This window comes from Halorubrum ezzemoulense DSM 17463 (genome assembly GCF_002114285.1).
GTDB lineage: Archaea > Halobacteriota > Halobacteria > Halobacteriales > Haloferacaceae > Halorubrum > Halorubrum ezzemoulense.
The window spans coordinates 78525-102868 of the sequence record NZ_NEDJ01000003.1 but is presented as its reverse complement, the minus strand read 5'-3'; the positions used below and the strand labels follow the sequence as shown (position 1 = coordinate 102868).

General features: G+C 70.1%; 30 protein-coding genes and 2 tRNA genes. 25 read left to right on the top strand and 7 right to left on the bottom strand.

From position 1 onward, the window contains the following. Positions 1-52 precede the first annotated feature (52 nt). On the bottom strand, positions 53-433 hold the full coding sequence (locus tag B9H04_RS02015) for a hypothetical protein (RefSeq protein ID WP_049930730.1): 381 nt from the start codon (positions 431-433) through the stop codon (positions 53-55). After that, positions 423-1463 carry a zinc-binding dehydrogenase gene (locus B9H04_RS02010; protein ID WP_049930732.1) on the bottom strand — a complete coding sequence of 347 codons (1041 nt, stop codon included), beginning with the start codon at positions 1461-1463 and terminating at the stop codon, positions 423-425. The genes B9H04_RS02015 and B9H04_RS02010 overlap by 11 nt, the downstream gene beginning before the upstream one ends. A gap of 260 nt (positions 1464-1723) precedes the next feature. On the opposite strand from B9H04_RS02010, the gene B9H04_RS02005 reads away from it, so the two are divergent. From B9H04_RS02005 to rpsB, 13 genes are all read left to right on the top strand, one after another. Next, positions 1724-1809 (top strand) — tRNA-Ser (locus B9H04_RS02005). Positions 1810-1864: 55 nt separating this feature from the next. Further along, positions 1865-2386, top strand: coding sequence for a 30S ribosomal protein S13 (locus B9H04_RS02000; RefSeq protein ID WP_049930734.1), 522 nt, complete (start codon positions 1865-1867; stop codon positions 2384-2386). Further along, positions 2383-2910, top strand: a complete 528-nt coding sequence (locus B9H04_RS01995; RefSeq protein ID WP_006112313.1) for a 30S ribosomal protein S4 — start codon at positions 2383-2385, stop codon at positions 2908-2910. Before B9H04_RS02000 ends, B9H04_RS01995 begins: the two co-directional genes overlap by 4 nt. Positions 2911-2916: 6 nt before the next feature. Beyond that, positions 2917-3306, top strand: coding sequence for a 30S ribosomal protein S11 (locus tag B9H04_RS01990; RefSeq protein ID WP_004046448.1), 390 nt, complete (start codon positions 2917-2919; stop codon positions 3304-3306). 1 nt (position 3307) lies between these two features. Continuing rightward, positions 3308-4060, top strand: a complete 753-nt coding sequence (locus B9H04_RS01985; protein ID WP_049930736.1) for a DNA-directed RNA polymerase subunit D — start codon at positions 3308-3310, stop codon at positions 4058-4060. A 149-nt stretch (positions 4061-4209) separates the two neighbouring features. Further along, positions 4210-4294 (top strand) — tRNA-Leu (locus tag B9H04_RS01980). 39 nt (positions 4295-4333) lie between these two features. Then, complete coding sequence (locus B9H04_RS01975; protein WP_049930739.1) at positions 4334-4687, top strand: 50S ribosomal protein L18e; 354 nt, start codon at positions 4334-4336, stop codon at positions 4685-4687. Continuing rightward, positions 4684-5133 (top strand): 50S ribosomal protein L13, encoded by a 450-nt coding sequence (locus B9H04_RS01970; RefSeq protein WP_008367868.1) that lies wholly within the window; start codon positions 4684-4686, stop codon positions 5131-5133. Before B9H04_RS01975 ends, B9H04_RS01970 begins: the two co-directional genes overlap by 4 nt. Then, entirely contained in the window at positions 5127-5525 is a 399-nt protein-coding gene (locus tag B9H04_RS01965; protein ID WP_004595258.1) for a 30S ribosomal protein S9, read from the top strand. The genes B9H04_RS01970 and B9H04_RS01965 overlap by 7 nt, the downstream gene beginning before the upstream one ends. A 12-nt stretch (positions 5526-5537) precedes the next feature. Further along, complete coding sequence (locus B9H04_RS01960; RefSeq protein WP_006628058.1) at positions 5538-5732, top strand: DNA-directed RNA polymerase subunit N; 195 nt, start codon at positions 5538-5540, stop codon at positions 5730-5732. Positions 5733-5734: 2 nt separating this feature from the next. Further along, positions 5735-5914, top strand: a complete 180-nt coding sequence (locus tag B9H04_RS01955) for a DNA-directed RNA polymerase subunit K (protein WP_049930742.1) — start codon at positions 5735-5737, stop codon at positions 5912-5914. Next, positions 5914-7116: a phosphopyruvate hydratase gene (gene eno, locus B9H04_RS01950; protein WP_049930744.1), complete on the top strand. Its 1203-nt coding sequence runs from the start codon at positions 5914-5916 to the stop codon at positions 7114-7116. The genes B9H04_RS01955 and eno overlap by 1 nt, the downstream gene beginning before the upstream one ends. Before the next feature lie 16 nt (positions 7117-7132). Further along, the gene (gene rpsB, locus B9H04_RS01945) at positions 7133-7927 is read left to right on the top strand and encodes a 30S ribosomal protein S2 (protein WP_049930745.1); all 795 of its coding nucleotides are present in this window, start codon (positions 7133-7135) and stop codon (positions 7925-7927) included. Positions 7928-8014: 87 nt separating this feature from the next. Here rpsB and B9H04_RS01940 read toward each other — a convergent pair whose 3' ends face one another. The 3 genes from B9H04_RS01940 to B9H04_RS01930 form a co-directional block, all read right to left on the bottom strand. Beyond that, the gene (locus B9H04_RS01940) at positions 8015-8365 is read right to left on the bottom strand and encodes a DUF4870 domain-containing protein (RefSeq protein ID WP_049930746.1); all 351 of its coding nucleotides are present in this window, start codon (positions 8363-8365) and stop codon (positions 8015-8017) included. A gap of 191 nt (positions 8366-8556) precedes the next feature. Further along, complete coding sequence (locus B9H04_RS01935; protein WP_049930747.1) at positions 8557-9153, bottom strand: mechanosensitive ion channel domain-containing protein; 597 nt, start codon at positions 9151-9153, stop codon at positions 8557-8559. A gap of 48 nt (positions 9154-9201) precedes the next feature. After that, entirely contained in the window at positions 9202-10152 is a 951-nt protein-coding gene (locus B9H04_RS01930) for a halo transducer protein (protein ID WP_049930748.1), read from the bottom strand. A 206-nt stretch (positions 10153-10358) separates the two neighbouring features. On the opposite strand from B9H04_RS01930, the gene B9H04_RS01925 reads away from it, so the two are divergent. The 10 genes from B9H04_RS01925 to B9H04_RS01880 all read left to right on the top strand — a co-directional run bounded on the left by B9H04_RS01925 (position 10359) and on the right by B9H04_RS01880 (position 20467). Next, positions 10359-11573 carry a PstS family phosphate ABC transporter substrate-binding protein gene (locus B9H04_RS01925; protein WP_049930749.1) on the top strand — a complete coding sequence of 405 codons (1215 nt, stop codon included), beginning with the start codon at positions 10359-10361 and terminating at the stop codon, positions 11571-11573. Positions 11574-11728: 155 nt separating this feature from the next. After that, positions 11729-12862, top strand: a complete 1134-nt coding sequence (pstC, locus tag B9H04_RS01920) for a phosphate ABC transporter permease subunit PstC (protein WP_085682400.1) — start codon at positions 11729-11731, stop codon at positions 12860-12862. Further along, entirely contained in the window at positions 12862-14490 is a 1629-nt protein-coding gene (gene pstA / locus B9H04_RS01915) for a phosphate ABC transporter permease PstA (protein ID WP_049930751.1), read from the top strand. The genes pstC and pstA overlap by 1 nt, the downstream gene beginning before the upstream one ends. A gap of 5 nt (positions 14491-14495) precedes the next feature. Next, complete coding sequence (gene pstB, locus B9H04_RS01910) at positions 14496-15428, top strand: phosphate ABC transporter ATP-binding protein PstB (RefSeq protein ID WP_049930752.1); 933 nt, start codon at positions 14496-14498, stop codon at positions 15426-15428. A 4-nt stretch (positions 15429-15432) separates the two neighbouring features. Next, a complete protein-coding gene (phoU, locus tag B9H04_RS01905; protein ID WP_049930753.1) occupies positions 15433-16104 on the top strand; it encodes a phosphate signaling complex protein PhoU in 672 nt (223 codons plus the stop codon). A 1-nt stretch (position 16105) separates the two neighbouring features. Further along, positions 16106-17131, top strand: a complete 1026-nt coding sequence (locus B9H04_RS01900; RefSeq protein ID WP_049930754.1) for an AbrB/MazE/SpoVT family DNA-binding domain-containing protein — start codon at positions 16106-16108, stop codon at positions 17129-17131. 65 nt (positions 17132-17196) lie between these two features. Continuing rightward, on the top strand, positions 17197-18213 hold the full coding sequence (gene mvk / locus B9H04_RS01895) for a mevalonate kinase (protein ID WP_049930756.1): 1017 nt from the start codon (positions 17197-17199) through the stop codon (positions 18211-18213). Next, complete coding sequence (locus tag B9H04_RS01890; protein ID WP_049930758.1) at positions 18210-19013, top strand: isopentenyl phosphate kinase; 804 nt, start codon at positions 18210-18212, stop codon at positions 19011-19013. The genes mvk and B9H04_RS01890 overlap by 4 nt, the downstream gene beginning before the upstream one ends. Before the next feature lie 81 nt (positions 19014-19094). Then, positions 19095-20138 carry an Mrp/NBP35 family ATP-binding protein gene (locus tag B9H04_RS01885; RefSeq protein WP_049930759.1) on the top strand — a complete coding sequence of 348 codons (1044 nt, stop codon included), beginning with the start codon at positions 19095-19097 and terminating at the stop codon, positions 20136-20138. Further along, positions 20135-20467 carry a hypothetical protein gene (locus B9H04_RS01880; protein ID WP_049930761.1) on the top strand — a complete coding sequence of 111 codons (333 nt, stop codon included), beginning with the start codon at positions 20135-20137 and terminating at the stop codon, positions 20465-20467. The genes B9H04_RS01885 and B9H04_RS01880 overlap by 4 nt, the downstream gene beginning before the upstream one ends. Before the next feature lie 39 nt (positions 20468-20506). On the opposite strand, the gene B9H04_RS01875 is transcribed toward B9H04_RS01880, so the two are convergent. Further along, positions 20507-22450, bottom strand: coding sequence for an aldehyde ferredoxin oxidoreductase family protein (locus tag B9H04_RS01875; RefSeq protein ID WP_049930762.1), 1944 nt, complete (start codon positions 22448-22450; stop codon positions 20507-20509). Between the two features lie 111 nt (positions 22451-22561). On the opposite strand from B9H04_RS01875, the gene yqeC reads away from it, so the two are divergent. Then, positions 22562-23293 (top strand): selenium cofactor biosynthesis protein YqeC, encoded by a 732-nt coding sequence (gene yqeC, locus B9H04_RS01870; RefSeq protein ID WP_049930764.1) that lies wholly within the window; start codon positions 22562-22564, stop codon positions 23291-23293. 34 nt (positions 23294-23327) lie between these two features. On the opposite strand, the gene B9H04_RS01865 is transcribed toward yqeC, so the two are convergent. Continuing rightward, positions 23328-23726, bottom strand: a complete 399-nt coding sequence (locus B9H04_RS01865; RefSeq protein ID WP_049930766.1) for a hypothetical protein — start codon at positions 23724-23726, stop codon at positions 23328-23330. Positions 23727-23854: 128 nt separating this feature from the next. On the opposite strand from B9H04_RS01865, the gene B9H04_RS01860 reads away from it, so the two are divergent. Next, positions 23855-24172: a DUF5785 family protein gene (locus B9H04_RS01860; protein ID WP_049930768.1), complete on the top strand. Its 318-nt coding sequence runs from the start codon at positions 23855-23857 to the stop codon at positions 24170-24172. Positions 24173-24344: the final 172 nt, after the last annotated feature.

The following is a 24344-nucleotide window of genomic DNA, read 5'->3' as shown; positions in this document are numbered from 1 at the left end:
GCCCGTCGGCGCCCGTGTCGAGGACTCGCTCGCCGTCACCGACCCGGCTCGCTCACGCCTCGGGGTCGGCCGTCGCGGCCGTCATCGACCAGACGGCGACGAGGCCGAGCAGGAGCGCGGGGACAAGCGGCAGCACGAGGTACGTGGCGAAAAAGGGGAGCCCGAACCACCCGGCCGCGTACGGATACGCGTAGATGATCCCGGGGATGACGATAGCGCAGACGAAAAGCGCCGCCGTCAGCGCCCACCCCTCGCGGCCGAAGCCGTCGGCCGCCGGCTCCCGACCGGCCGACTCCGACGGCCCCGTACCGTCGGCGCCGCCGCTCTCGCCCTCCGGGGCGTGGACATAGCCGCCGTCGGTAGTGCCGTCGGCGCCCGCGGCCGCGTCGCGATCGGCCGCGTCGCCGTCGGCCGCGTCGGTCTCAGAGCTCACTGTCGGGTCTAACCACCACTTTGCCAAAGCCCTCACGATTCTCGATCATCTCGTGTGCGCGCGCGGCCTCGCTCATCGGGAGGACCTCCCGGACGCGGGGCTCGAAGGACCCGTCCCAGACCAGTTCCAGGACATCGTCGACCTCGCCCGGCGTCGCCATCGTCGAGCCGATGACGGAGAGCTGGTTCCAGAAGATTCGGTTGAGCCCCGCGCCCGGGTTCGGGCCGGTGGTCGCGCCGCAGGTGACGAGCCGGCCGCCCTTCGCCATCGACTTCAGCGAGTTCGGGTAGGTCGCCTCGCCGACGTGGTCGACGACGACGTCGACGCCTCGTTTGCCGGTGAGCGCCGCGATCTCGTCCGCGAAGTCGTTCGCCTCGTAGTCGATGACGTGGTCGGCGCCGCAGTCCTCGGCGTGCGCGAGCTTCTCCTCGGTGGAGGCGGTCGCGAACACCTCACAGCCCGCGTGGTCGGCGATCTGGACCGCGGCGTGGCCGACGCCGCCGGAGGCGCCCAAGACGAGCACCTTCTCGCCCGCCTCGATGTCCGCGCGCGTCTGGAGCATCCGCCACGCGGTCTGGAACACGAGCGACGCGGAGCCGGCGACCTCCCAGTCGACGCCGTCGGGGACCGGGACGAGGTTCTCGGCCGGGACCGACGCCTTCTCGGCGTGGACGCCGCGGACGTGTTCGCCGATGATGTGGAAGGAGACGCACAGCGACTCCTCGCCGTTCCGGCAGAACTCGCAGTTGCCGCAGGAGACGCCGGCGCTCACGGCGACGTGGTCCCCAGGCTCGAAGCGCGTCACGCCCTCACCGACGGCCTCCACGACGCCCGCGGCGTCGCTCCCCGGGATGTGCGGCATCTCCACGTCGATGCCGGGCATTCCGCGGCGAGTCCAGACGTCGAGGTGGTTCAACGCCCCCGCCTTGACGTCGACGAGCACCTCGCCGCGGTCGGGGTCGGGCTCGGGGAACTCGCCGTACTCGATCACGTCGCGGTCGCCGTGGTCGGCGAACTGAACGGCCTTCATATTCGGACCCTCCCGCGGGACCCACTAAACAGTACGCCTCACGGAAACGAGCGACGCGACCATCGAACCGGCGCGGCCACCGGACTGACGCGACCATCGAACCGGCGCGGCCCGCGGGACGACGCTCGCAGCCACCGTGCGAGTCGCCCACAGCGACCCGACCGTTTCGTGATGTTTAAGTACCGAAAGCGGAAGCATACGAACGCACGAACTGTAGGGGCGTAGGGCCCCGAGTCCGAGAGGGCGATGATACAACGCGGGTTGCGGTAGCCAAGCCTGGCCCAAGGCGCAGGGTTGCTAACTCTGTGGCGTCACTGCCTCCGGGGTTCGAATCCCCGCCGCAACGCTCGAACGGACGAGTACCGCCGGATCGCGCCGGTAGGGCTCACCACAACCAACACATGAGCACGGAAGAACCACAGGACGACTCGCCGGAGGAGGAGGAAGACCTCCAGTACTTCGTTCGGATCGGGGGCGCGGACCTCGACGGGACGAAGACGGTCGAGCGAAGCCTGTCCGAACTCGACGGCATCGGCACGCGCACGGCGCGGCTGGTCGCCGAGAAGGCCGACGTGGACCGAAACGCCACGTTCGGGCTCCTCGACGAGGAGGATATCGACGCGGTGGTCGACATCGCCGAGAACCTCGAAGACCACGTCCCGTCGTGGATGACGAACCGACAGAACGACTTCTTCACCGGAGAGACGACGCACCTCGTCGGCACGGACGTCAACGAGAAGCGGCGCCACGACATCAACCGGATGAAGATCATCGAATCGTACAAGGGCGTGCGCCACAAGCGCGGGCAGAAGGTCCGCGGCCAGCGCACCAAGTCCACGGGTCGCTCGGAGGGGACCATCGGGGTCAACGTCGAGGAGATCCGCGAGGAGATGGAAGACGACGAGGGCGGTGACGACGAATGAGCACCGGAAAGAACACCAAGGGCTACGAGACGCCGAACCACCCGTATCAGGGCGAGCGCATCGCCGAGGAGTCCGACCTCCTCTCGCGGTACGGTCTGAAGAACAAAGAGGAGTTCTGGCGCGCCCAGTCCGAGCTGCGCAACATGCGCCGAGAGGCCCGACGGCTGCTCGGCGAGGCGCAGGGTGACGTCGACGCCGCACAGGACGCCGGCGCGGAGTTCGTTACGCGGCTCCGCCGGATCGGCATCCTCGGCGACAACGACGACATCTCGACGGTCCTGTCGCTCGACGTGACCGACCTGCTGGAGCGTCGCCTCCAGACGGTCGTCTACCGACAGGGCTTCGCCTCCTCAACCCAGCAGGCCCGCCAGTTCATCGTCCACGGCCACATCACCGTCAACGGCGCCCGCGTCACGCGCCCGTCGGTGAAGGTGGACGTCGACGACGAGGGCGCCATCGCCTTCGACGAGACGAGCCCGCTCGCGGACGATCTCCACCCCGAGCGCGCGGAGTCACAGGAGTAACCAACCATGAGTGAATCCGAGGACGGAAAGTGGGGCATCGCCCACGTGTACGCGTCGTTCAACAACACGCTCATCACGGTCACCGACGAGACGGGCGCCGAGACGATCGCCAAGTCGTCCGGCGGCACCGTGGTGAAGCAGAACCGCGACGAGGCGTCGCCGTACGCCGCCATGCAGATGGCGGAGGTCGTCGCCGAGCGCGTCAAGGACGCCGGTCTGGAGGGCGTGCACGTTCGCGTGCGCGGTCCCGGCGGCAACCTCAACAAGTCCACCGGTCCCGGTGCGCAGGCGACGATCCGCGCGCTCTCGCGGGCGGGCGTCGAGATCGGGCGCATCGAGGACGTCACGCCGATCCCGCACGACGGGACGAAGGCGCCGAAGAACAAGCGAGTCTGACATGACCGAAGACGAATTCGACGTCCAGTACGTCGAACGGGACGAACGCAGCGCGCGGGTGCTGATCCGCGGGCTCACGCCGGCGTTCGCCAACGGCATCCGCCGCGCGATGATCGCCGACGTCCCGACGTTCTCGATCGACACCGTCCGGTTCGTCGAGAACTCCTCGGTCATGTTCGACGAGATGATCGGCCTGCGGCTGGGGCTCGTGCCCCTGACGACGCCGCTCGACGACTTCGATATCGGCGACGAGGTCACCCTCGCGCTCGACGTCGAAGGTCCGGCGACGGCGTACTCCGGCGACATCGAGAGCAGCGACCCGCTCGTCGAGGTCGCCGACGAGAACGTTCCGATCATCGAGCTGAAGGAGGGACAGCGGTTGGAGTTCGAGGCCGACGCGGTCCTCGACACCGGCAAGGAGCACGCCAAACACCAGGGCGGCGTCTCTGTCGGCTACCGCCACCTCCAGCGCGTCTCGGTCGAGGGCGACCGCGGCGAGTTCGACGACGACGAGCCGAACATCCTCCGCGGCGTCATCGAGACGCCGGACGGGGAGATCGAGCTCACGGACGAGTTCGACAACGACCTCTCGGAACGGTTCCCCGGTAAAGAGGTCGCGGTCGAGGACGTGCCGGGCGCGTTCGTCTTCCACATCGAGACGGACGGCTCGTTCGACGTCGAGGAACTGTTGCTCCGCGCGATCGACTCCATCGAGGAGCGCGCGGACGAACTACAGACGAAAGTCGCAGTATAAGGAAATGACGGCCCTTCGAACCACCCCCCTGACCGTCGCCCCCGCCGGCAGCCGCGGCGCCGCTCCGACCGACGGAGCGCCCGCGGCCGACCGCGGGGACGCCGGGACCGAAAGTGGTTTGAAGGGAGCCGGAATACGGTGGAGTGTACGCAGGGATAGCCAAGTCAGGCCAACGGCGCAGCGTTCAGGGCGCTGTCCTGTAGAGGTCCGCAGGTTCAAATCCTGCTCCCTGCACTCCGTTTTCCACGAACTCTCCGTTCAGGAGGGACAGCTATGAGTAGCAAGACGAATCCGAAACTACAGAACCTCATCGCCGATCTGAAGTCGGTCTCGCGTGACTCCGGTGCCAACGTGTGGCAGGACGTCGCCGACCGACTGGAGAAGCCACGGCGCACGCACGCTGAGGTCAACCTGGGCCGTATCGAACGATACGCGCAGGAAGACGAGACGGTCGTCGTCCCCGGCAAGGTGCTGGGCAGCGGTGTGCTCGAAACGAACGTTACCGTCGCCGCCGTCGACTTCTCCGGAACCGCCCGGACGAAGATCGACCAGGCCGGCGAAGCAGTGGCGCTGGAACAGTACGTCGAACAGAACCCCGAAGGAAGCAACGTGCGGGTGATCCGATGAGTCTCGCGAAGATCGACGCGGACGTCGTCGTCGACGCCCGCGACTGTATCCTCGGTCGCGTCTCCTCGGAGGTCGCCCAGCGCGTCCTCGCCGGGGAGACCGTCGCCGTCGTCAACGCCGAGCGCGCCGTCATCACCGGCAACGAGGAGGCGACGATGGAGACGTACCACAAGCGCGCGGAGCTCGGCTCGGACAGCGGGCCGTACTACCCCAAGCGCCCCGACCGAATCTTCAAGCGCGCCATCCGCGGCATGCTGCCGTACAAGTCGGAGGACGGCCGCGAGGCGTTCTCGAACGTGCGCGTGTACGTCGGGAACCCCTACGAGCGCGACGAGGACGTCGAGAGCGTCGTCCTCGACGGCACCTCGCTCGACCGCCTCTCGAACATCAAATTCACCACGCTCGGGGAGATCTCCGAGTCTCTGGGAGCCAACGTCACATGGTAACGAACACCTCAGGCAAGAAGAAGACGGCCGTCGCCCGCGCCACCGTGCGCGAGGGCGAGGGTCGCGTTCGCATCAACTCCCAGCCAGTCGAGCTGGTCGAACCGGAGCAGGCGCGGCTCAAGATGCTGGAGCCGTTCCGCATCGCGGGCGAGGAGCTCCGCGACGGCGTCGACATCGACATCGACGTCGAGGGCGGCGGCTTCAGCGGGCAGGCGGACGCGACGCGGACCGCCATCGCCCGCGGCCTCGTCCAGCACCTCGGCGACGCCGAGCTGCGCGACGCGTACATGAACTTCGACCGCACCCTGCTGGTCAACGACGTGCGCCAGTCCGAACCCAAGAAGTGGGGCGGACCCGGCGCGCGCGCTCGCTACCAGAAGTCCTACCGCTGAGGTGATCCAGTCATGATGATCCCCGTCCGGTGTTTCACGTGCGGCAACGTCGTGGGTGAACACTGGGAAGAGTTCAAAGAGCGGGCTCGCGAGGGCGACGAAGACCCCGGCGAGGTGCTCGACGACCTCGGGGTCGACCGGCACTGCTGCCGGCGCATGCTGGTGAGCCACCGCGACCTCGTGGACGTCGTCTCGCCGTACCAGTAACCATGTCAGGACAGCGATACAATCGATACGAGAAGGCACGCATCCTCGGCGCGCGAGCGCTACAGGTGTCCTACGGGGCGCCCGTGCTGATCGACACGGACCAGACGGAGCCGATACTCGTCGCCGCGGAGGAGTACGACGCGGGCGCGCTCCCGTTCACCGTGCGGAGGGAATCCAACTAATGACCCGAATTACCAGCGTCTCGTTGCGTCGCGTGCTCGACTCGCGCGGAAACCCGACGGTCGAGGCCGACGTGCTCACCGAGTCCGGCGGCTTCGGCCGTGGGGCGGCGCCTAGCGGGGCCTCGACCGGGGAGTACGAAGCGATCGAACTGCCGGCGAGCGAGTCCATCGCGAAGGCCCGCGAACACGCGGTCCCGCGCCTCGAGGGCGTCTACGCCGGCGACCAGCGCGCGGTCGACAACGCACTCCGCGCCGCCGACGGGACGGACGACTTTTCCGCCATCGGCGCCAACAGCGCGGTCGCCATCTCGATGGCGGCCGCGAAGGCCGCCGCCGACGTGCTCGGCGCACCGCTGTACCAGCACCTCGGCGGGGCGTTCCGCGGCGAGAACTTCCCGATCCCGCTTGGCAACGTCGTCGGCGGCGGAGAGCACGCCAAGGAGGCGACCCACATTCAGGAGTTCCTCGCGGCGCCCGTCGGCGCGCCGAGCGTCTCGGAGGCCGTCTTCGCGAACGCCGCGGTCCACGCGGCGGTCGCGGACGTGTTAGACGAGCGCGGCGTGCCCGCGGCGAAGGGCGACGAGGGCGCGTGGGCGCCCCCCATCTCGGACGCCGACGCGTTCGAGGTCGTCGACGAGGCGGTCGACCGCGTCGAGGAGGACGTGGGCTTCGAGATCCGCTTCGGTCTCGACATGGCCGCGGCCGAACTGTACGACGACGAGGTCGAGGCGTACGTCTACGGCGACGAGACGAAGTCGGCCGACGAGCAGATCGAGTATGTCGCTGGCCTCGTCGACGAGTACGACCTCGCGTACGTCGAGGACCCGCTCGACGAGAACGACTACGAGGCGTTCGCGGACCTGACCGACCGGGTCGGCGACCGGACGCTGATCTGCGGGGACGACCTGTTCGTCACCAACGTCGAGCGGCTCCAGGACGGCATCGACGCCGGCGCGGCCAACAGCATCCTCATCAAGCCGAACCAGATCGGGACGCTGTCGGACGCGTTCGACGCCGTCGAGCTCGCCGCCCGCAACGGGTACGAGACGGTCATCTCTCACCGTTCGGGCGAGACCGAGGACACCACCATCGCACACCTCGCCGTGGCGACCGACGCCGGTTACATCAAGACCGGGACGGTCGGCGGCGAGCGAACCGCCAAGCTGAACGAACTGGTCCGCATCGCGGACGACGCGGTATGACGGGCCCACACCACGCATGAGCGAAGACAACGACGCGGTCGAACTCGACGACGACGCGGAGACCGAGGCGGTCGACGCGGCGGTCGAGGAGGAGGCCGACACGACCGAGGAACCGACCGCCGACGCGGCCGAGACGGCCGCCGACGCCGAGAGCGAGACCGCCGCGGGCGACGACGAAGCGGACGAGGAGGAGGCCTCCCCGTTCGACGACGACGTCATGCCCGACGACGACGTCGACCTGCTGATCCCCGTCGAGGACTACCTCTCCGCGGGTGTCCACATCGGGACCCAGCAGAAGACGAAGGACATGGAGCGGTTCATCCACCGCGTCCGCGACGACGGGTTGTACGTCCTCGACGTGAGCCTGACCGACCAGCGGATCCGCACGGCCGCGGACTTCCTCGCGAACTACAACCCCGAGCAGATCCTCGTCACATCCTCGCGGCAGTACGGTCGGTTCCCGGCCGAGAAGTTCGCGGACGCCATCGGCGCCCGCGCCCGCACCGGTCGCTTCATTCCGGGCACGCTGACGAACCCCGACTACGCCGGCTACATCGAGCCGGACGTGGTCGTGGTCACCGACCCCATCGGCGACGCGCAGGCCGTCAAAGAGGCCATCACCGTCGGTATCCCGGTGATCGCGATGTGCGACTCCAACAACCAGCTGTCGAACGTCGACCTCGTCATCCCGACGAACAACAAGGGTCGGCGCGCGCTGTCGGTCGTCTACTGGCTCCTCGCCAACGAGACGCTCGACCGCCGCGGCGCCGACACGGTGTTCGCCCTCGAAGACTTCGAGGACGAGCTCTAAGCCGGCCGCGTTTTTCTTCGACGCTTCCTGTTTCGTCCGTTCACCGCTCGGAGAGCCGTCGGCGAATCGATCCGCGGCGCGACGCGCTCAGACGATATCGGGCGTGAACGGGTACGAATAGACCCGCCCGTCGTTGGCCTTCACCGTTGCCACGAGGACCAAGACTAGGTCGACGACGCCGATAATCGGGAACAGCAGGAGGCCGATGAACACGAAGCTCAGGACGGCGGCAATCATGAGCGCGGCGAAGACGACGATCTGGAAGTTCAGCGAATTCTTCGCGTTCCGCTCGACGAGTTCGTCGTTGTCGTCCGCGAGGATCAGGAAGAGAATCGGGCCGAGGAACGACGCGAAGAGCGACGAGGCGTGCGACAGCGCCGCTAGCGTCGTGTCCCCGTCGACGGTCCCGTCGCCGGTCTCAGTTGCTGTGGTTGACATAGCGGGATGGCGGTTTCGGAGCAGATTGATAAATTTTCGGAGACCGACCGGAATACACGGAGGCGGCAGTCGACAGCCACGCTCAAGCCGGCGCCCGTCGCCGACTGCGACCGATCGGTCGTCGGTCGGTCCCCCGCTCAGTCGGGCGTCGGCCGGTCCCCCTCTCAGTCGGGCGTCGGCCGGTCCCCCGCTTAGTCGGTCGTCGACGGCTCGCTGTCGGTCGGTTCGTCGACCGCCCCGCCCGTCGTCTCCTCGGGCACGTCGTGGGTCCACCGCGGCTCTATCTCTCGGTTCGCCATCACGATCCGGTCGCCGCCGTCGGTGTCGATCCGCGTCTTCCGGAGTTCGATGGCGGCGACCGTTCCCGTCACGCCCTTCGACTCGACGCGGTAGCCGACGTTGAAGTCCGGGTCCCGCAGGAGGTAGACGCCCGCCACCGTGTCCTCGATCATCTCGGAGAGCGCGTAGGAGACCCCGAGGGCGATGAAGCCGACGGCGGTGCCGAGGCTCGCCGCGATGTCGCCCATGCCGACGACCTTCAGGAACGTGAGCGCGACGCCGAACCAGAGGAACACGGAGACGAGCGTGACGATGAGGTCGCCGACCAGTTCGCGGTCGCCGACGTACAGCCGTTCGATCGACCCGTGGACGACCGAGAGGACGACCCGCACCGTCAGGTACGCCAGCGCGAGGAAGATCAGCCCCGAGAGCAGCCGCGGGACCGCCACGACCAGCCCCTCGACGAAGTTCGAGAGCGAGCGGGAGACGAGCGACGGGATCTGCGTCATGCCGAACCGCACACGGCGGAGAGTGGAAAAGGTGAGGGCGCCGCCGGCTCAGTTCGCGGCCTCGTCGCCGGGCGCCCCGTCCTCGGACAGCGCCGACCGAGCCTCCGCGACGGTCTCGTCCACGCGAGCCCACGCGACGGGCGGCTCGACCGCCTCGAGCTCCGCGTCGAGCGCGTCGAGCCGCTCGCCGAACTCGCCGTCCCGGCCCGGCCGGTCGCCGAGCGCGTCGGCGTGCTCCGCGACCGCGGATTCGAGATCGTCGATCCGCGCGTCCACGTCGTCCGGGAAGGGGGCGCCGTCGCGGTGGGCCCACGCGCGGAGGTCGTCGGCCTCGGCTCGGAGGTCGGCGACGACGAGGTCGAGGACGCGCGTCTGGACGGCGGCGTCGAACCGCCGTCCCGGGTCCGGGTCGTCCGCGTCCCGCAGCGACTCGACGGTCTCGGTGAGGGCCGCGGCGGACTCCTCGGCGGCCTCGACCTCGTCCACGAGCGCGCCGTGACGTCGGTTGGCCGAGCGGAGCCACGCCTCGAACGCCTCCAGTTCGGTTTCGAGGTCGTGGGCGACGCGGACGATGTCCTGCGCTTCGGTGGTTATCTCGTGGAGGGCAACCGCGGCGCGGTACACCGCCACCGGCTCGGCCAGCCCCGACCGCGCCGCGCCGAGGTCGTCGCCGAGCGCCTCCACCTCCGCACGGAGGTCGTCCAGCCGGTCCCCGAACGCCCGCCGGCGGACAGTGACGACCTCGAGGTCCGGCGCGTCGTCGGCGGCGGCGGTCGCCTCGTCGTGGGTCCGCGTCGCGAGGTCGACCCGCGTCTCCGCTGTCGCGAGTATCTGCGACACGTCGGTGACGCTCGACTCGATCGCCGCGGACGTCACCCTCCCGTCGTCGGTGAAGGGTTCGAGCCAGGTCCGGATCGACTCCGGTTCCTCGCCGGTCCGGTCGGCCACAGACTCGACGAGTTCGTCGAGGGGCGTCTCCGCGGGCGCGCTCTCACTCATACGGCCGGATTCGGCGTAGTACGGTGTATACCTTCCTAAGAGCGGTGTGTTCGGGGACAGAGGCGAACAGAGCGGTACGTGGTGGTATATAGCTGTCAGAACCGTCTCTTGTACTCACCACCGATACTGTGGACTCTTCGCGTGACAAGAGGTGACTATATTAAAAATATAAACCAGTTTAATAGACTTGCCCGTTGCCACGCCTGATGTCAGACCGGAACTGGGTCGACGGCGGCGTGTCGCGGCGGAAAGTTCTCATCACGTCCGGAGCGCTCGGAACCGCCGGGTTGGCGGGCTGTAGCGGAAGCAGCGACGGCGGCGGCGGCGACGGCGGGGACGGTGGCTCCGGCGGCTCCGGTGGCGACGGCGACGACGGCTCCGGGCAGAGCACGGCGCTGCTCAACGCCGAGGGCTCCTCGACGGTGTACCCAATCTCGAACACGGGGAGCTCATACTGGAACTCCAACGCCCCGCCGAGCGACGGCGAGTACTGGGGCGCGAACGACGAGGGCTCGGTGCCCGGCTGGGACCAGCTCTCCGCCGACGGCGCGGACGACATGCTCATCGCCGACTACTTCGCAGCGAAGTTCGGCTTCGAGCCGACCGACCAGCGCTCTTCGCCGCCGTTCCCGACGACGGTCGGCCTGAGCCACTCCGGGACCGGCTGTGAGGCCGTCACTGACGGCCTCGTCGACATCGGCAACTCCTCCGGGCCGATCACGGCGGAGCTCGACTGGACCGAGGAGAAGGCCCAGAACACAGTCGTCGACAACGTTGTCGGTCGCGATGGCCAGCCGGTCGTCGTCAGCTCCGACGTCTCCGACGCCGGCGTCGCGCAGCTGACCGGCGAGGAGATCCGCGGCATCTACCAGAACGAGATCACCAACTGGAACGAGATCGACGGGGTCGACTACGATCAGGAGATCTACGCTATCGGCCGCGCCGAGGGCTCCGGGACGGACACCTCGTTCCGCCTGAACATGCTCGGCGCCGCCGACGCCTCGATGTCGGGCGTCGACACGCGCTTCGGGCAGAACCAGCAGGTCGCGCAGGCCGTCTCCCAGAACGAGGGCGCCATCGCGTACATGGCGCTCGCGTTCACCAGCGAAACGGTCATCCCGATCTCCATCGAGTTCGACGGCACGCTGTACGAGACCAGCCGCGACGCGGAGAACACCATCTTCGACAGCGAGTACCCGCTCAACCGCGACCTCCACATGTACACGCTCATCGAGGAGAACAACCCCGAAGCCGGCGGCTACGACCGGCGCGAGGCGGCGTTCGTCAATATGTTCCTCAACGAGTTCGGACAGAGCGTCTTCGTCGAGGGGAACAACTACATCCCGCTCCCGACGAGCGACCTCCAGTCGATGAAAGACAAGGTCTCGTCCGTCGCCACGGAGGATCTCATCTCGCCGTAGTCCGACGACCGACGGTCGATCGACCCGAGACGAGCGTCGTCTCGGCCGACTGACCCCCCGCGACCGCCCGTCTCTCCGCGGCCGCCGGCGCTCACGGTACGGACGAACATGGCTTCTACGACACACAACACGCGAATGCTCTCGATAACAGACAGATGCCAACGGTAACAGACGCGCTCGGCGGGCGACTCACCGACGCGCTCGGCGCGCAGCGCAGACGGGTCAGGGAGTTCGTCGACGAGACCGAACCCCCCGCGCTGGCGATCATCTCCGCGATGACGCTGTCGCTCTTGGCCACCCTCGTCGGGTTCCTCGCCGTCTCCGACCTCACCATCGCTCCCTTCGTCGTCTTCCTCACGGCGGCGGGGATCGGCTGGTTCCGGTACCAGGAGGAGACCGCGTACACGATCGCGCTGATGATGACGGTGTCGACGATCCTCATCCTCGGACTGATCATCGTCTTCATCTTCCGCGAGTCCGTCCCGGTGATCCGATACGAGAGCGCGACGGCGTTCGGGATCACGGTCCCCGGCCTGCGGATGTTCATCCAGCCGAACTGGGACGCCGTCTCGCCGCCCATCCGGTACTCGATGGTGCCGATGATCCACGGGACGGTGATGGTGACGCTGATCGCCTCCGCGGTCGCCGCGCCCCTCGGTGTTTCCGCGGCGCTCTTCCTCTCGGAGATCGCCCCCGCGACCGTCCGCGAGGTCGTCAAGCCCGGCGTCGAGATCCTCGCCGGCATCCCCTCGATCGTCTACGGGTTCATCGGGTTCACCGTGCTGGGCCCGTGGGCCTCCGACCAGTTCCAGACGACGGGGCAGGGATCGTACCTGTTCGTCGGCATCGTCGTCGGGCTGATGGCGCTCCCGACCGTCGTCTCCGTGGCCGAAGACGCGCTGAGCAGCGTCCCGGAGTCGATGAAGAGCGGCTCGCTGGCGATGGGAACGACCGACTGGCAGACGATGACCTCGATCACGCTGCCGGCCGCGTTCTCCGGCGTCTCCGCGGCGGTCCTGCTCGGTGTCGGCCGCGCCATCGGCGAGACGATGGCCGCCACGGTGATGCTCCGCGGCGTGCCTCGCCTCACGGAGCCACTCGTCAACGTCTTCTACGGGCAGGAGACGCTGACGTCGCTCATCGCGCGGAACTACGGCGAGGCCGACGGCCTCCAGATGGACGCCTTGTTCGTCGCGGGCGTGATCTTGTTCGTCACCGTCCTCGTCATCTCCATCGGCGCGCAGTACATCGAATGGAGAATGCACAACCGGCTCGGGGGTGAGGTCTGATGGCGGACGCGAGCCAGACGGACGCCAGGCTCGTCGAGTCGGAGACCACGGAGACGGACGCCGTCGCGGGCGTTGCCGTCGGGCTCTCGGCGGTCCTGTTCGCGCTCGCCGTCGCCGCGCTGTTCGAGCGCGTCAGCCTCACCGGCTCGCTGTTCGGGATTCGGACCGTGACGCTGCTCGGCGGGCTCCTGACCGCGCTCGGCGTCGCGGTGGTCGCCTTCGGCGCCGGCTCCCGTCTGGGCTACGTCGAGACCGACCCCGACCCGAGCGCCGGGCTCGTCGCCGGCTTCGGCGCTGCCGTTCCGTGGGTCGTTGTCGGCGGGAGCGCCGCGAGCCAGACGCTCGGTCTCGGCACGACGGTCGGCGTCCTCGCCGGGACGGCCGTCGGCGGCGGCGCGTTCGCGCTCACGGTCCTCCCCCGCGAGGACGTGGGGTCGACGCTCCCGCTCGGGAGCCTCCTCGCGCTGACGGGGCTCGTGTTCCTCACCGGCGTCATCGGCCCGACGTGGGTGTGGGAGCTGGACTGGGCCCAGCAGGCGGCCCTCACCGCGGAGTTCCTCATCCCCGCGGCGACGCTGTTCAGCGCGCTGTACGGCGGCTGGGCCTCGGCGAAGGCGTACGGTGGCTTCGGCGCCCGCGGTCGGCACATGGGCGCGTACGTCCTCGTGTACCTGAACGCGCTCTCGATCGTCGCTTTCCTGTTCGTCCTCGTCGCCTTCGTGGTCGTCCAGGGGGTCCCCGGGCTGTTGAACGGCGTCGAGATCGGCCTCGGCACCGGGCCGCAGACGACGGTCCTCGGCGTCTCGGTCACGCTGCCGGTGTCCGTCCCGTTCGTGATGAACGGCGTCGCCCTCTTCAACGACTTCCAGGGCGTGTTGCCCGCGATCGTCGGCACGGTCTGGCTCGTCCTCGGCGCCGTCGTGCTGGCGGTCCCGCTGGGCGTCGGCGCGGCGCTCTTCCTCACCGAGTACGCGGACCGCGGTCGGTTCACCCAGGTCGTCGAGATCGCGACAAACGGGCTGTGGAGCACCCCCAGCATCGTCTTCGGGCTGTTCGGCTTCGCCTTCCTCATCCCGCGGTTCGGCAACGGGAAGTCGCTGCTCTCCGGGATGATCACGCTCGGGTTCATGCTCCTCCCGCTCGTGGTGATCACCTCCCGGGAGGCGATGCTCTCCGTCCCCGACGAGTACCGCGACGCGAGCGCCGCGCTTGGGGTGTCGAAGTGGCAGACGATCCGGAGCGTCGTCCTCCCGGCGGCGCTGCCCGGCGTCGTCACCGGCGTCATCCTCGGCGTCGGTCGGATCGCCGGCGAGACGGCGCCGATCCTGCTGACGATGGCCGGCGGGACGTTCGTTCCCGGCTCGCAGACGGTCGACGTCCTCGGGAGCTTCCAGTTCACGTCCGCGCCGCCGTTCGTCGCCAATCCGGCCCTGCTGGAGGCAACCTCGGCGCTGCCGTACCAGCTGTACGCTCTGATTTCCGCCGGCGTGGGTGCCAGCAGCAACGTCGGCAACGCGGACGAGTTCCGCTGGGCGACGGCGCTGGTGCTGCTCGTCGTCGTCCTCTCATTCTACGCGATCGGCATCGCGACGCGCTACTACTTCCGGCGACGGCTCACACACACCTGAATCCGATGAGCGAGAACACCACCCAACAGACCCAGACCGCATCGACCGACGACCGCTCGCCGACCGACGGCCGCTCGCCCACCACGACGACCGGCGAGACCGTCGAGCAGACCCGCGACGAGTGGACCGACTACGAGTTCCGCGGCGACGCGAAGCTGGCCGTCGAGGACCTCGACGTCCACTACGGCGACGACCACGCGCTGAAGGGCGTCTCGATGGAGATCCCCGAGGAGAGCGTCACCGCCCTGATCGGCCCCTCGGGCTGCGGGAAGTCGACGTACCTCCGGTGTCTCAACCGGATGAACGATCGGGTCAGCTCCGCCCGGATCGACGGCTCGGTGAAGCTCGACGGGCAAGAGATCTACCGGGACGGGGTCAACCTCGTGGAGCTGCGTAAGCGGGTCGGAATGGTGTTCCAGTCGCCGAACCCCTTCCCCAAGACGATCCGCGAGAACATCGCCTACGGGCCAAAGAAGCACGGCGACCTCGACACGGGCCTCCTCGCCCGCCTGCTGAACCGGAGCGACGCCGACGAGCGCGACGCGCTCGTCGAGCGGTGCCTCCGCGACGCGGCGCTATGGGACGAGGTGAACGACCGGCTCGACGACAACGCGCTCGGGCTCTCGGGCGGCCAGCAACAGCGGCTCTGTATCGCCCGCTGCCTCTCGGTCGACCCGGAGGTCATCCTGATGGACGAGCCGGCGTCCGCCTTGGACCCCATCGCCACGGCGAAGATAGAGGACCTGATCGACGACCTCGCGGAGGAGTATACCGTCGTCATCGTCACGCACAACATGCAGCAGGCGGCCCGGATATCGGACCAGACCGCCGTCTTCCTCACGGGCGGCGAACTCGTCGAGTACGGCGACACCGATCAGGTGTTCGAGGACCCACACAGCGAGCGCGTCGAGGACTACATCACCGGCAAGTTCGGGTGATCCCATGCCCCGAGAACAGTACCAGGACTCGCTCGACGAGCTCCGGGCGGACGTGCTCGCCATGGGGGATCAGGTGATAGGGCAGGTCGAACGGAGCCTCGACGCCGCGGAGCGCCGCGACGAGTCGCTGGCGAAGAAAGTGGTCGACGCCGACGCCGCGGTCAACGAGACGTACCTGCGCTTGGAGGACCGGTGCGTGGACCTGTTCGCGCTCCAGCAGCCGGTCGCGGGCGACCTCCGGCTCGTCACCGCCTCGTTCAAGATCATTACCGACCTCGAACGCATCGGCGACCTCGCGGTCAACCTGGCGGACTACCTCCGGACCGCGACGCGGACGCTCTCGCCGGAGGTTCAGCTCGACGCCATCGGTGAGGCGGCGCGCGACCTCCTCGAACGGAGCCTCGCCGCGTACGAGGCCGAGGACGCGGCCGCGTGCCGCGCGGTCGCGGCCGACGACGACGAGGTCGACGCGCTCTGCCAGCGGGCGAGCGAGAGCGTCACCCGCGATCTGATCGCCGGGACCGACGGGGACGGCTGGGAGGCCGAACGGCTGTTGGACGACGTATCGCGGGTGCTGTTGACGATCCGAGACCTCGAACGGATCGCGGATCACGCCGTGAACATCGCGGCGCGGACGCTGTACATGACCGAAAACGACCCGGAGCTGCTCTACTGAGATGGAGTCGAGAAAGGTCCAAACCGTGGGGAACGGGACGTACACGGTCTCGCTCCCGAAGGACTGGGCGGAGTCGCAGGGCGTCGCGTCCGGCGACACCGTGACGCTCCACGACCACATCGACGGCGTGTTGGCGGTCCAGACCGGGAACGGCGGCGACGGCGACCCGCCCGTCGCCCGGATCGAGTCGGCCGACCCGGAGGTAATCGAGCGGGCGCTGCGGGCGGCCTACGCCGCTGGCGCGCGCGAGGTCACGCTCGAACGGGACGAGCCGCTCACCCCGGACCAGCGGCGCGTCGTCGAGCGGGTCGCCCGCAACCGGATCGGGATGTCGGTGGCCGCGGAGTCGGAGACCGCGACGACGGTTCAGATCATGCTGGACTCGACGGAGGTCTCCGTGAGTCAGTCGCTCCGACAGCTGGCGTTCACGGTCCGCTCGATACACGGCGACGCGGTCGAGGCGCTGGCGACGCCGCCCGACTCGTCGCCGATCGGCTCCCGCGACAAACAGGTCGACCGCCTCGCGTCGATGATCGACCGGTCCGTCTCCCGCGGCATGGCCGACCTCGGGGAGGTCGACGCCCTCGGCACGACCCGCCCGGAGCTGTTCGAGTCGTGGACGGCGATGCGGGAGCTGTGCCGCTTCCGCGACGCGGCGGCGGACATCGGGAACGCCGCGGCGGCCCTCGACGACCCGCCGTCGGCCGCGCGACTGGCGGCGTGTCGCGACTTTGGTCGCACGGTCCGAGAGGTCGTCTCCGACGGGGTGAGCGTCGCCCTCGGCGACGAGGGCGCCGACGTCGCTCGGAGCGCGGTCGGTGAGCTGCGCCGGGCTCGCGACGACATCGACGCGCTCGATCGGGAACTGGACGAGGCGGGCGCGGGGGCGGCGGAGATCCGCCGCGTCGCGCGCGCGCTGCGGCGAACCGCGGAGTGCGGGGGCGACGTGGCGGAGATCGGGCTGCGTCGCGCGGTCCGCTGCCGCGAAACGATACGCGACCGCGACCCGGGACGGATGAACGAGTAGATGTCGGGTCCCGCCCAGACCCGCCAAGCGCAACGCCTGTAAGCGCGGGGGGAGAGGAGACTCGTATGACCGTTTGCGAAGCGCCGGGGAAGGTGTACCTCTTCGGCGAACACGCCGTCGTCTACGGCGAGCCGGCCGTGCCCGCGGCGATCGAGCGGCGCGCCACGGTGACCGCCGAGCCGCGCGAGGACGACCACGTGCGCGTCGAGGCCGAGGACCTCTCTCTGAACGGGTTCACCGTGGAGTACGCGGGTGGGACGAGCGACCGGCCCGATGTCGACGTGCCGACGCCGCTCGTCGAGGCCGCGATGGGGTACGTCGACGCGGCCGTCGAGCAGGCGCGCGAGGCGGCCGACGCGCCCGACGCCGGCTTCGACATCACCGTCGAGAGCGACATCCCCCTCGGCGCGGGGCTCGGGTCGTCGGCGGCCGTGGTCGTGGCCGGTATCGACGCCGCGACGCGCGCGCTCGGGGAGCCGCTCGACCGCCGAGAGCTGGCCGAGCGGGCGTATCGGGCCGAGTTCGAGGTCCAGGACGGGCAGGCCTCCAGAGCGGACACCTTCTGCTCGACGATGGGCGGCGCGGTGCGGGTCGAGGGCGACGACTGCGAGCCGATCGACGCGCCGAACCTTCCGTTCGTCGTCGGGTTCGACGGCGGCGCGGGCGATACCGGCGAGCTGGTCGCCGGTGTCCACGAACTGCGGGCGGAACACGAGTTCGCCGCCGACACGGTCGAATCGATCGGCGACCTCGTCCGGACGGGCGAGGAACTGCTCGCGGATGCCGACCCCGAGAGCGACCCCGACCCGGCGCTGCTCGCGGAACTCGGCGAGCTGATGGACTTCAACCACGGACTGTTAGCGGCGCTCGGCGTCTCCGCCCGGTCGCTCGACGCCATGGTGTGGGCCGCGCGGGACGCGGGCGCGCACGGTGCGAAGCTCACCGGTGCGGGCGGCGGCGGCTGTATCGTCGCGCTCGACGAAAGCGACGCGACGGAGACCGCGCTCTCGTTCACGCAGGGCTGCGAGGAATCGTTCCGCGCCGAGCTGGCGACCGAGGGCGTCCGGGTGGTGGAGCCGTGACGGGGGGCGAAGCCGTCAGTAACGACGACGCCGGCGGAGAGTCCGCTCCCCCCGTCGTCCTCAAGCTCGGCGGGAGTCTGATCACGGAGAAGAACGAGCCCGAAACCCTCGACGAGGCGGCGCTCCACGCGGCCTGCGACGCCGTCGCGGACGCCCTCGCGGCGGGTACGGCCGACCGGCTCGTCGTCGTCCACGGCGGCGGGAGCTTCGGCCACCACCACGCCAGCGAGCACGGCGTGTCGACGACAGACGGGACGCGGGACGCCGAGGCGGCGGCCGCGATTCACGGGGCGATGAAGCGGCTGAACGCGCACGTGTTGGAACGACTCCGCGAGCACGGGGTCCCGGCGGTGCCGGTTCACCCGCTGTCGCTCGCGGCGCGGGCCGACGGCGCGGACGGCGGGCTCGACCTCCCGCTCGGGTCGACGGCGACGCTGCTCGGCGAGGGGTTCGTTCCGGTCCTCCATGGCGACGGCGTGGCGACGGCGGGCGACGGGGTGACGGTCGTCTCGGGTGACGAGCTAGTCGTCGAGCTCGCGTCCGGACTTGGCGCACGCCGCGTTGGGGTCTGCTCGACGGTGCCCGGCGTCCTCGACGGCGACGGCGACGTGATCCCAGCGATCGACGACTTCGGGTCGGTCGCGGACGCCCTCGGCGCGAGCGACGCGACGGACGTCTCCGGCGGGATGGCGGCGAAGGTGCGGGAGCTGCTCGCGCTGGACGCGCCGGCGTACGTGTTCGGCGCAGAGGGGCTGGTCCCGTTCCTGCGCGGCGAGGGCGCGGGGACCCGGATCGATTGAGCGGGTGACCGCGGGCGCGTCGCAAACGGTGGCGCGCCCCCGTACAGAACCCTTATTCGACCCACGGCCCTCCTCCCCGGCATGAACGAATCGGACGTACGGGAGCGGCTCGCGGAGGTGCGGGACCCCGACCTCGGCGGCGACATCGTCTCGCTCGGGCTGGTGAACGGCGTCGACGTCGACGAGGCGGACGGAACGGTCCACGTGTCGCTCGCGCTCGGCGCCCCTTTCTCGCCGACCGAGTCGGCCATCGCCGACGACGTGCGCGAGGCGCTCGCCGACACCGGGCTCGACGTCGAGCTGTCGGCGTCGATCCCGGACGACCTCTCGACCGAGGAGCAGGTCCTCCCCGGCGTACAGAACGTGATCGCGGTCGCCTCCGGGAAGGGCGGGGTCGGGAAGTCGACGATGGCGGTCAACATCGCGGCCGGGCTCTCCAAACTCGGCGCCCGCGTCGGCCTGTTCGACGCCGACGTGTACGGGCCCAACGTCCCGCGGATGGTGTCCGCGGAGCAGCGCCCGGAAACCGACGGCGAGACGATCGTGCCACCGGAGCGGTTCGGCGTGAAGCTGATGAGCATGGACTTCCTCACCGGCGAGGACGACCCCGTCATCTGGCGCGGCCCGATGGTCCACAAGATCATCACCCAACTCGTCGAGGACGTGGAGTGGGGCGAGCTCGACTACCTCGTGATGGACCTCCCGCCGGGCACCGGCGACACACAGCTCACGATCCTCCAGACGCTCCCGCTGACGGGGGCCGTGATCGTCACCACGCCGCAGGACGTGGCGCTCGACGACGCGGTGAAGGGGCTCCGGATGTTCGGTAAACACGACACGAACGTCCTCGGTATCGCGGAGAACATGGCCGGCTTCCGCTGCCCGGACTGCGGCGGCTTTCACGAGATATTCGGCTCCGGCGGCGGGAAGGCGCTCGCCGCGGACCACGACCTGCCCTTCCTCGGCGGCGTCCCGCTCGACCCCGCGGTCCGGACGGGCGGCGACGACGGCGAGCCCGTCGTCTTGGAGGACGGCGAGACCGCAGACGCGTTCAAGCTGCTCGTCGAGAACGTCGCGAACAACGCCGGGGTCGTCCGCCGCCGCGGGGTGAGCGGCGAGCGATGACCGACGCGGACGACGGCGCGGGGGCCGGCGACGAAACCGGGGCGACCGGCGACGACCCGGAGGACCCCCTCGCGGCCGCGGGCGTCGACCCGGTGGTACCGGACGAGGCGTCGGGCGCGGAGATCCCGGCCGACGCGGAGGTGCGGGAGTTCCTCCGCGAGGTGGCGGCGGACGTACGCGCGGAGAGCTCGGAGAGCAAGCAGCTCTCGGCGATCCTCTACCGGGTGTCGGACTTATACGACGAGGAGGAGGAGACGTCGCCGGAGGAGATCTACCTCAACGTCCGGCACATCATGCGGATCAAGGCGGAGGGCGGGCTGCGTCGCTGAGGCCGCCGGAGCGGACGGCAGTCACGTCGCCGGGCGGGGTCAGTCGTCCGCGTCGGCCGCCGGGGCGGAGTCGATCGGGCTATCGTCCAGCGGCGTCGCGTCGTCGACGACGCGCGCGAGTCCGAGGCGCTCGGCGGTCTCCGGCGTCGGGAGCCCCCGTTCGCCCCACCTGCGTGCCGCGTAGTACCGGTCGAGCAGGCGGTCGAACGCGTCGACGTCGACGCCCGGCGTCCCGTCGGCCGCGTCGGTGCGGAGCGGCTCGGGGAGCGCGTCGTCCGCGCGGTCAAACCCCTCTCGGGCGTTGAACAGTCGGGTGAGCGTCCAGATGCGCTCGCCGGTCGTCGCGAGCGCGGCGGGGGAGGGATCCGGTCGGCCAGCGTCCCCCGCGTCCCCGCGTTCCGACTCGTCGCGGTGCGGGCCGCCGCAGTCGGCGACCGCCGGGTGCTCGATCGCCGCGAGCCACTCCGCGCCGAGGTCGGCACAGACCGCCTCGCCGACGAAGTCGTCGACGACGAGGCTCCACAGGACCGAGCGCGCGTTCTGCTCCCCGACCACGTCGCGCACCCGGTCGGCGAGGGAGCGGTCGGGACGTGCCAGCGGCTCGCGCTCCTGCGGTCGCGCGCGCCGGTGACACGCGCCGCGGTCGCTCGTCGCGTACGCGAGCGCGACGCCGACCGCCGCGCGCGGGTCGAAGCCGGGCAGCGCCATCGACTTCACCGTCGGCACGAGCGCGTCGCCGCCGAATTGGGCCACCGCGGCGTCGACCCCGTCGGCGAGGGCGTCCGGGAGGTCCGGGTCCACGTCGAGATCGGCCGGGGGGTCGCGGGCCGCGATCGCCTTCAGCAGGTGCTCTGCGCCAGCGGCGTCACCGAAGTCGACCGGGCAGTCGACGACCCCAGCCCGCCCGGCGCAGATCGCCCAGGCGACCGCGCTGCCCGCGCCGATCACGTCGAGGCCGAGACGGTCGCAGACCCCGCAGAGCTCCGCGACGCGGTCGAAGTCGTCGATCCCGAGGCCGGCGCCGAGCGTGATCGGGGCCGCGCCGCGCGGGATCACTTCGCCGTCGGACGTGTCGATCCGGAATCCGCCGGGGACGCCCGCCGGTCCGCTCTCGGCGCCCTCTCGGCCGTCACCGTCACGGCCGGCACTGACGGCTTCGCGTCCGGCCGCGCGCTCCGCCGCGGCCTCGACGCCGATGTCGTCGACTCCGTCGAAGCCGGTCTCCGTCCATCCCTCGGCCGCGAGGATCCCGACCTCGTCCGCGTAGTCGACCGTCTCGATCGTCTCGCCGGCCGCCTGCCACTCGCCGGTCGGCCGCCGCCCGTACGTCTCGGCGTCGCGGTCGCGGCGGGCGGCGAGGTCGTCCGGGACCGCCGGCGGGGGGTCGCGGGCGACGACGGCTTTCAGCCGCTTCGCGCCCATCACTGCGCCGGCGCCGCCGCGCCCGGCGTGGTGGTCGCCGCCGTCGCTCGCGATCGTCGCGTACGCCGCCTCGCGCTCGCCGGCCGGGCCGACGCAGGCGACGCCGGCGTCCGGGAACCGGTCGGCGGTCTCGGCGGCGTCGTCGCCCCACGCGTCGGTCGGCTTGACCCGGGCGCGACCCCCCTCGACCTCGATCCGGACCGGTCTGTCGGCGGTCCCGGTCACGAGCAGGCCGATGCAGTCGTCGAGCGACCCCGCGAGCCGGACGGCGAAGTCGCCGCCGGCGTACGAGTCGAGGAACCCGCCGGTGAGCGGCGACTTCGTCACTGCGGCGTACCGGGTCTCTCCCGGTAGGAAGCCCGCGAGCGGCCCGACGAGGAACGCGAGGAGATTCTCTGGCCCCGTCGGGTCCGTTCCCGGCGAGAGTTCCTCGTAGAGGTAGCGCGCTCCGATCCCCTTCCCGCCAACGAAGTCGCGTCGCCAGTCCCGCGGGACCCGTTCGCTGGTAGTCTCGCGCGTCGAGAGGTCCACGCGAATGACTCGGGTGCGGTTTCGGCGCATCCGGTTGACCTGCGTGGCGGAGTCGTATCAATTTGTCCGCCGCCGCGACGCCGCCGGTCGGCCGCCCGTCCGACCGCCAGAGTGAGGTCCGATGCGACTGAACGCCCCGGCATGGACCTGACGACCGCGCTCGACGCCCGCGACGCGACCGTTTGCGTCGTCGGCGCGGGCGGCAAGAAGTCGACGCTGTTCGCGCTCGCCGACCGGCTCGACCGGCCGGTCGTGACCGCGAGCGTCCGAATACCGATCTTCGACGACCGGGTCGCCGCGGTGCGCGTGACCGCGGACCCGGTGGCCGCGCTCGGCGAGGCGGGACCCGACGAGTGGCCGCTCGGGCTGGTCCCCGAGCGCGACCGGTCGGACCGGTACCTCGGGTACGACACGGAGACCGTCGCCGAGATCGCCGACGCCGCGCCCGGCGCGACGCTCGTGAAGGCGGACGGGGCGCGCCTCCGCGAGTTCAAGGCGCCGGGCGACCGCGAGCCGCAGATCCCGTCGAACGCGGACATCGTCGCCCCGATCGCGAGCGCGCACGTCGTCGGCGAACCGCTCACGGAGGAGCACGTCCACCGCCCCGAGGAGGTCGCCGCGATCACGGGCCGCGAGATCGGCGACGAGATCCGCCCGGCCGACGTCGCGACGGTCCTCGCGAGTCCCGCGGGCGGGCTGAAGGGGGTCCCCGGCGACGCGACCGCGATCCCGGTCGTGAACAAGGTCGACGACGAGGCGGACGCCGCCGCGGCCCGGGCGCTCGCCGGGGAGATCCTCATGCGCGCGAACGTGCCGCGCGTCGTTCTCACGCGCCTGACCGCGGACGATCCGGTCGTCGAAGTCGTGGAGTAGCGGCGGCGGTCTGGCCGTGCTCGGCCCGGTTCCGTCAGACCGGTTCCTCCAGTATCGTCTCATCCCCGTGCTGGACGACGGCGCGCTCCGGGACGGGAGTCTCCGTGAACGCGACGGCGACCGAGTGCGCGTGGGGCTCAGCGATGTCCGAGCAGCGGCCGACGTCCGAGTCGGGGTCGTCCTCGGAGACGATCCGGAGGCGGAGCGTCCCGTCGTCGAGCGCCGCCTCGAACAGCGTGACGCGTTCACAGCGGCGGGGTCCGTCGAGGAGCGATCCCGCCACGACCAGCCGCGGCGTATCTTCGTCGAGGCGCCGGCGAACCTCGGCGACGTCGATTTCCGCCGGGTCATCGCTCCACGGCGGGGTGGGACACCCTGCGAGCGCGGCGGTCGAAACGGCGGCCGCGGACGCGAGGAGGGCTCTGCGTCGCATGCCCGGAGCGACGCGGAGGGCCGTGAAGTGTTTCCGTGGTCGGGGGTGGGGTCGAGCGGCTCGGGAGGAGTGGCCGCCGCCACCGCCGCATCCGAAACCACTATCCCCGATCCGGCGAACTTCCGGGTATGGACTGGCCACACGACCCCGACGGCGAGCAGGGGAGCGAGGGCATGCGGCAGTACGGCCACGCCGTGCTCGCGAAGAAGGTCAACGAGGATGAGGACTTTCCGCTGACCGCCGCGGAGTACGTCGAGCAGTACGGCGACCACCCGATCCGGATCGACTACGAGACGGTCGTCTCCGTCGAGGAGATATTCGAGAACGTCGAGCAGGAGGAGTTCGCGGACTTCGTCGAGTTCCACCAGGAGCTCGGCCGCGCGATGCGGGAGAACGGATACTGGTTCTACGAGGGCGCCGACCAGTTCGTGGACGGCAGCGCCTGACTGCTCGAACACTCGTTCCGGCGTCGTTCTCTTTCCCGAAGCCTCGGCTGTTCTGCGATACGTCGTCGCCACCGCGAGGAGCACTTCCGAAGCCCCAGCCGCGAGGCGGGCGCACGCTCGCTGTGCGCTTCGGTCGCTCGCGCTGCTCTCCCTCCAGTGCTTGCGCCACCTG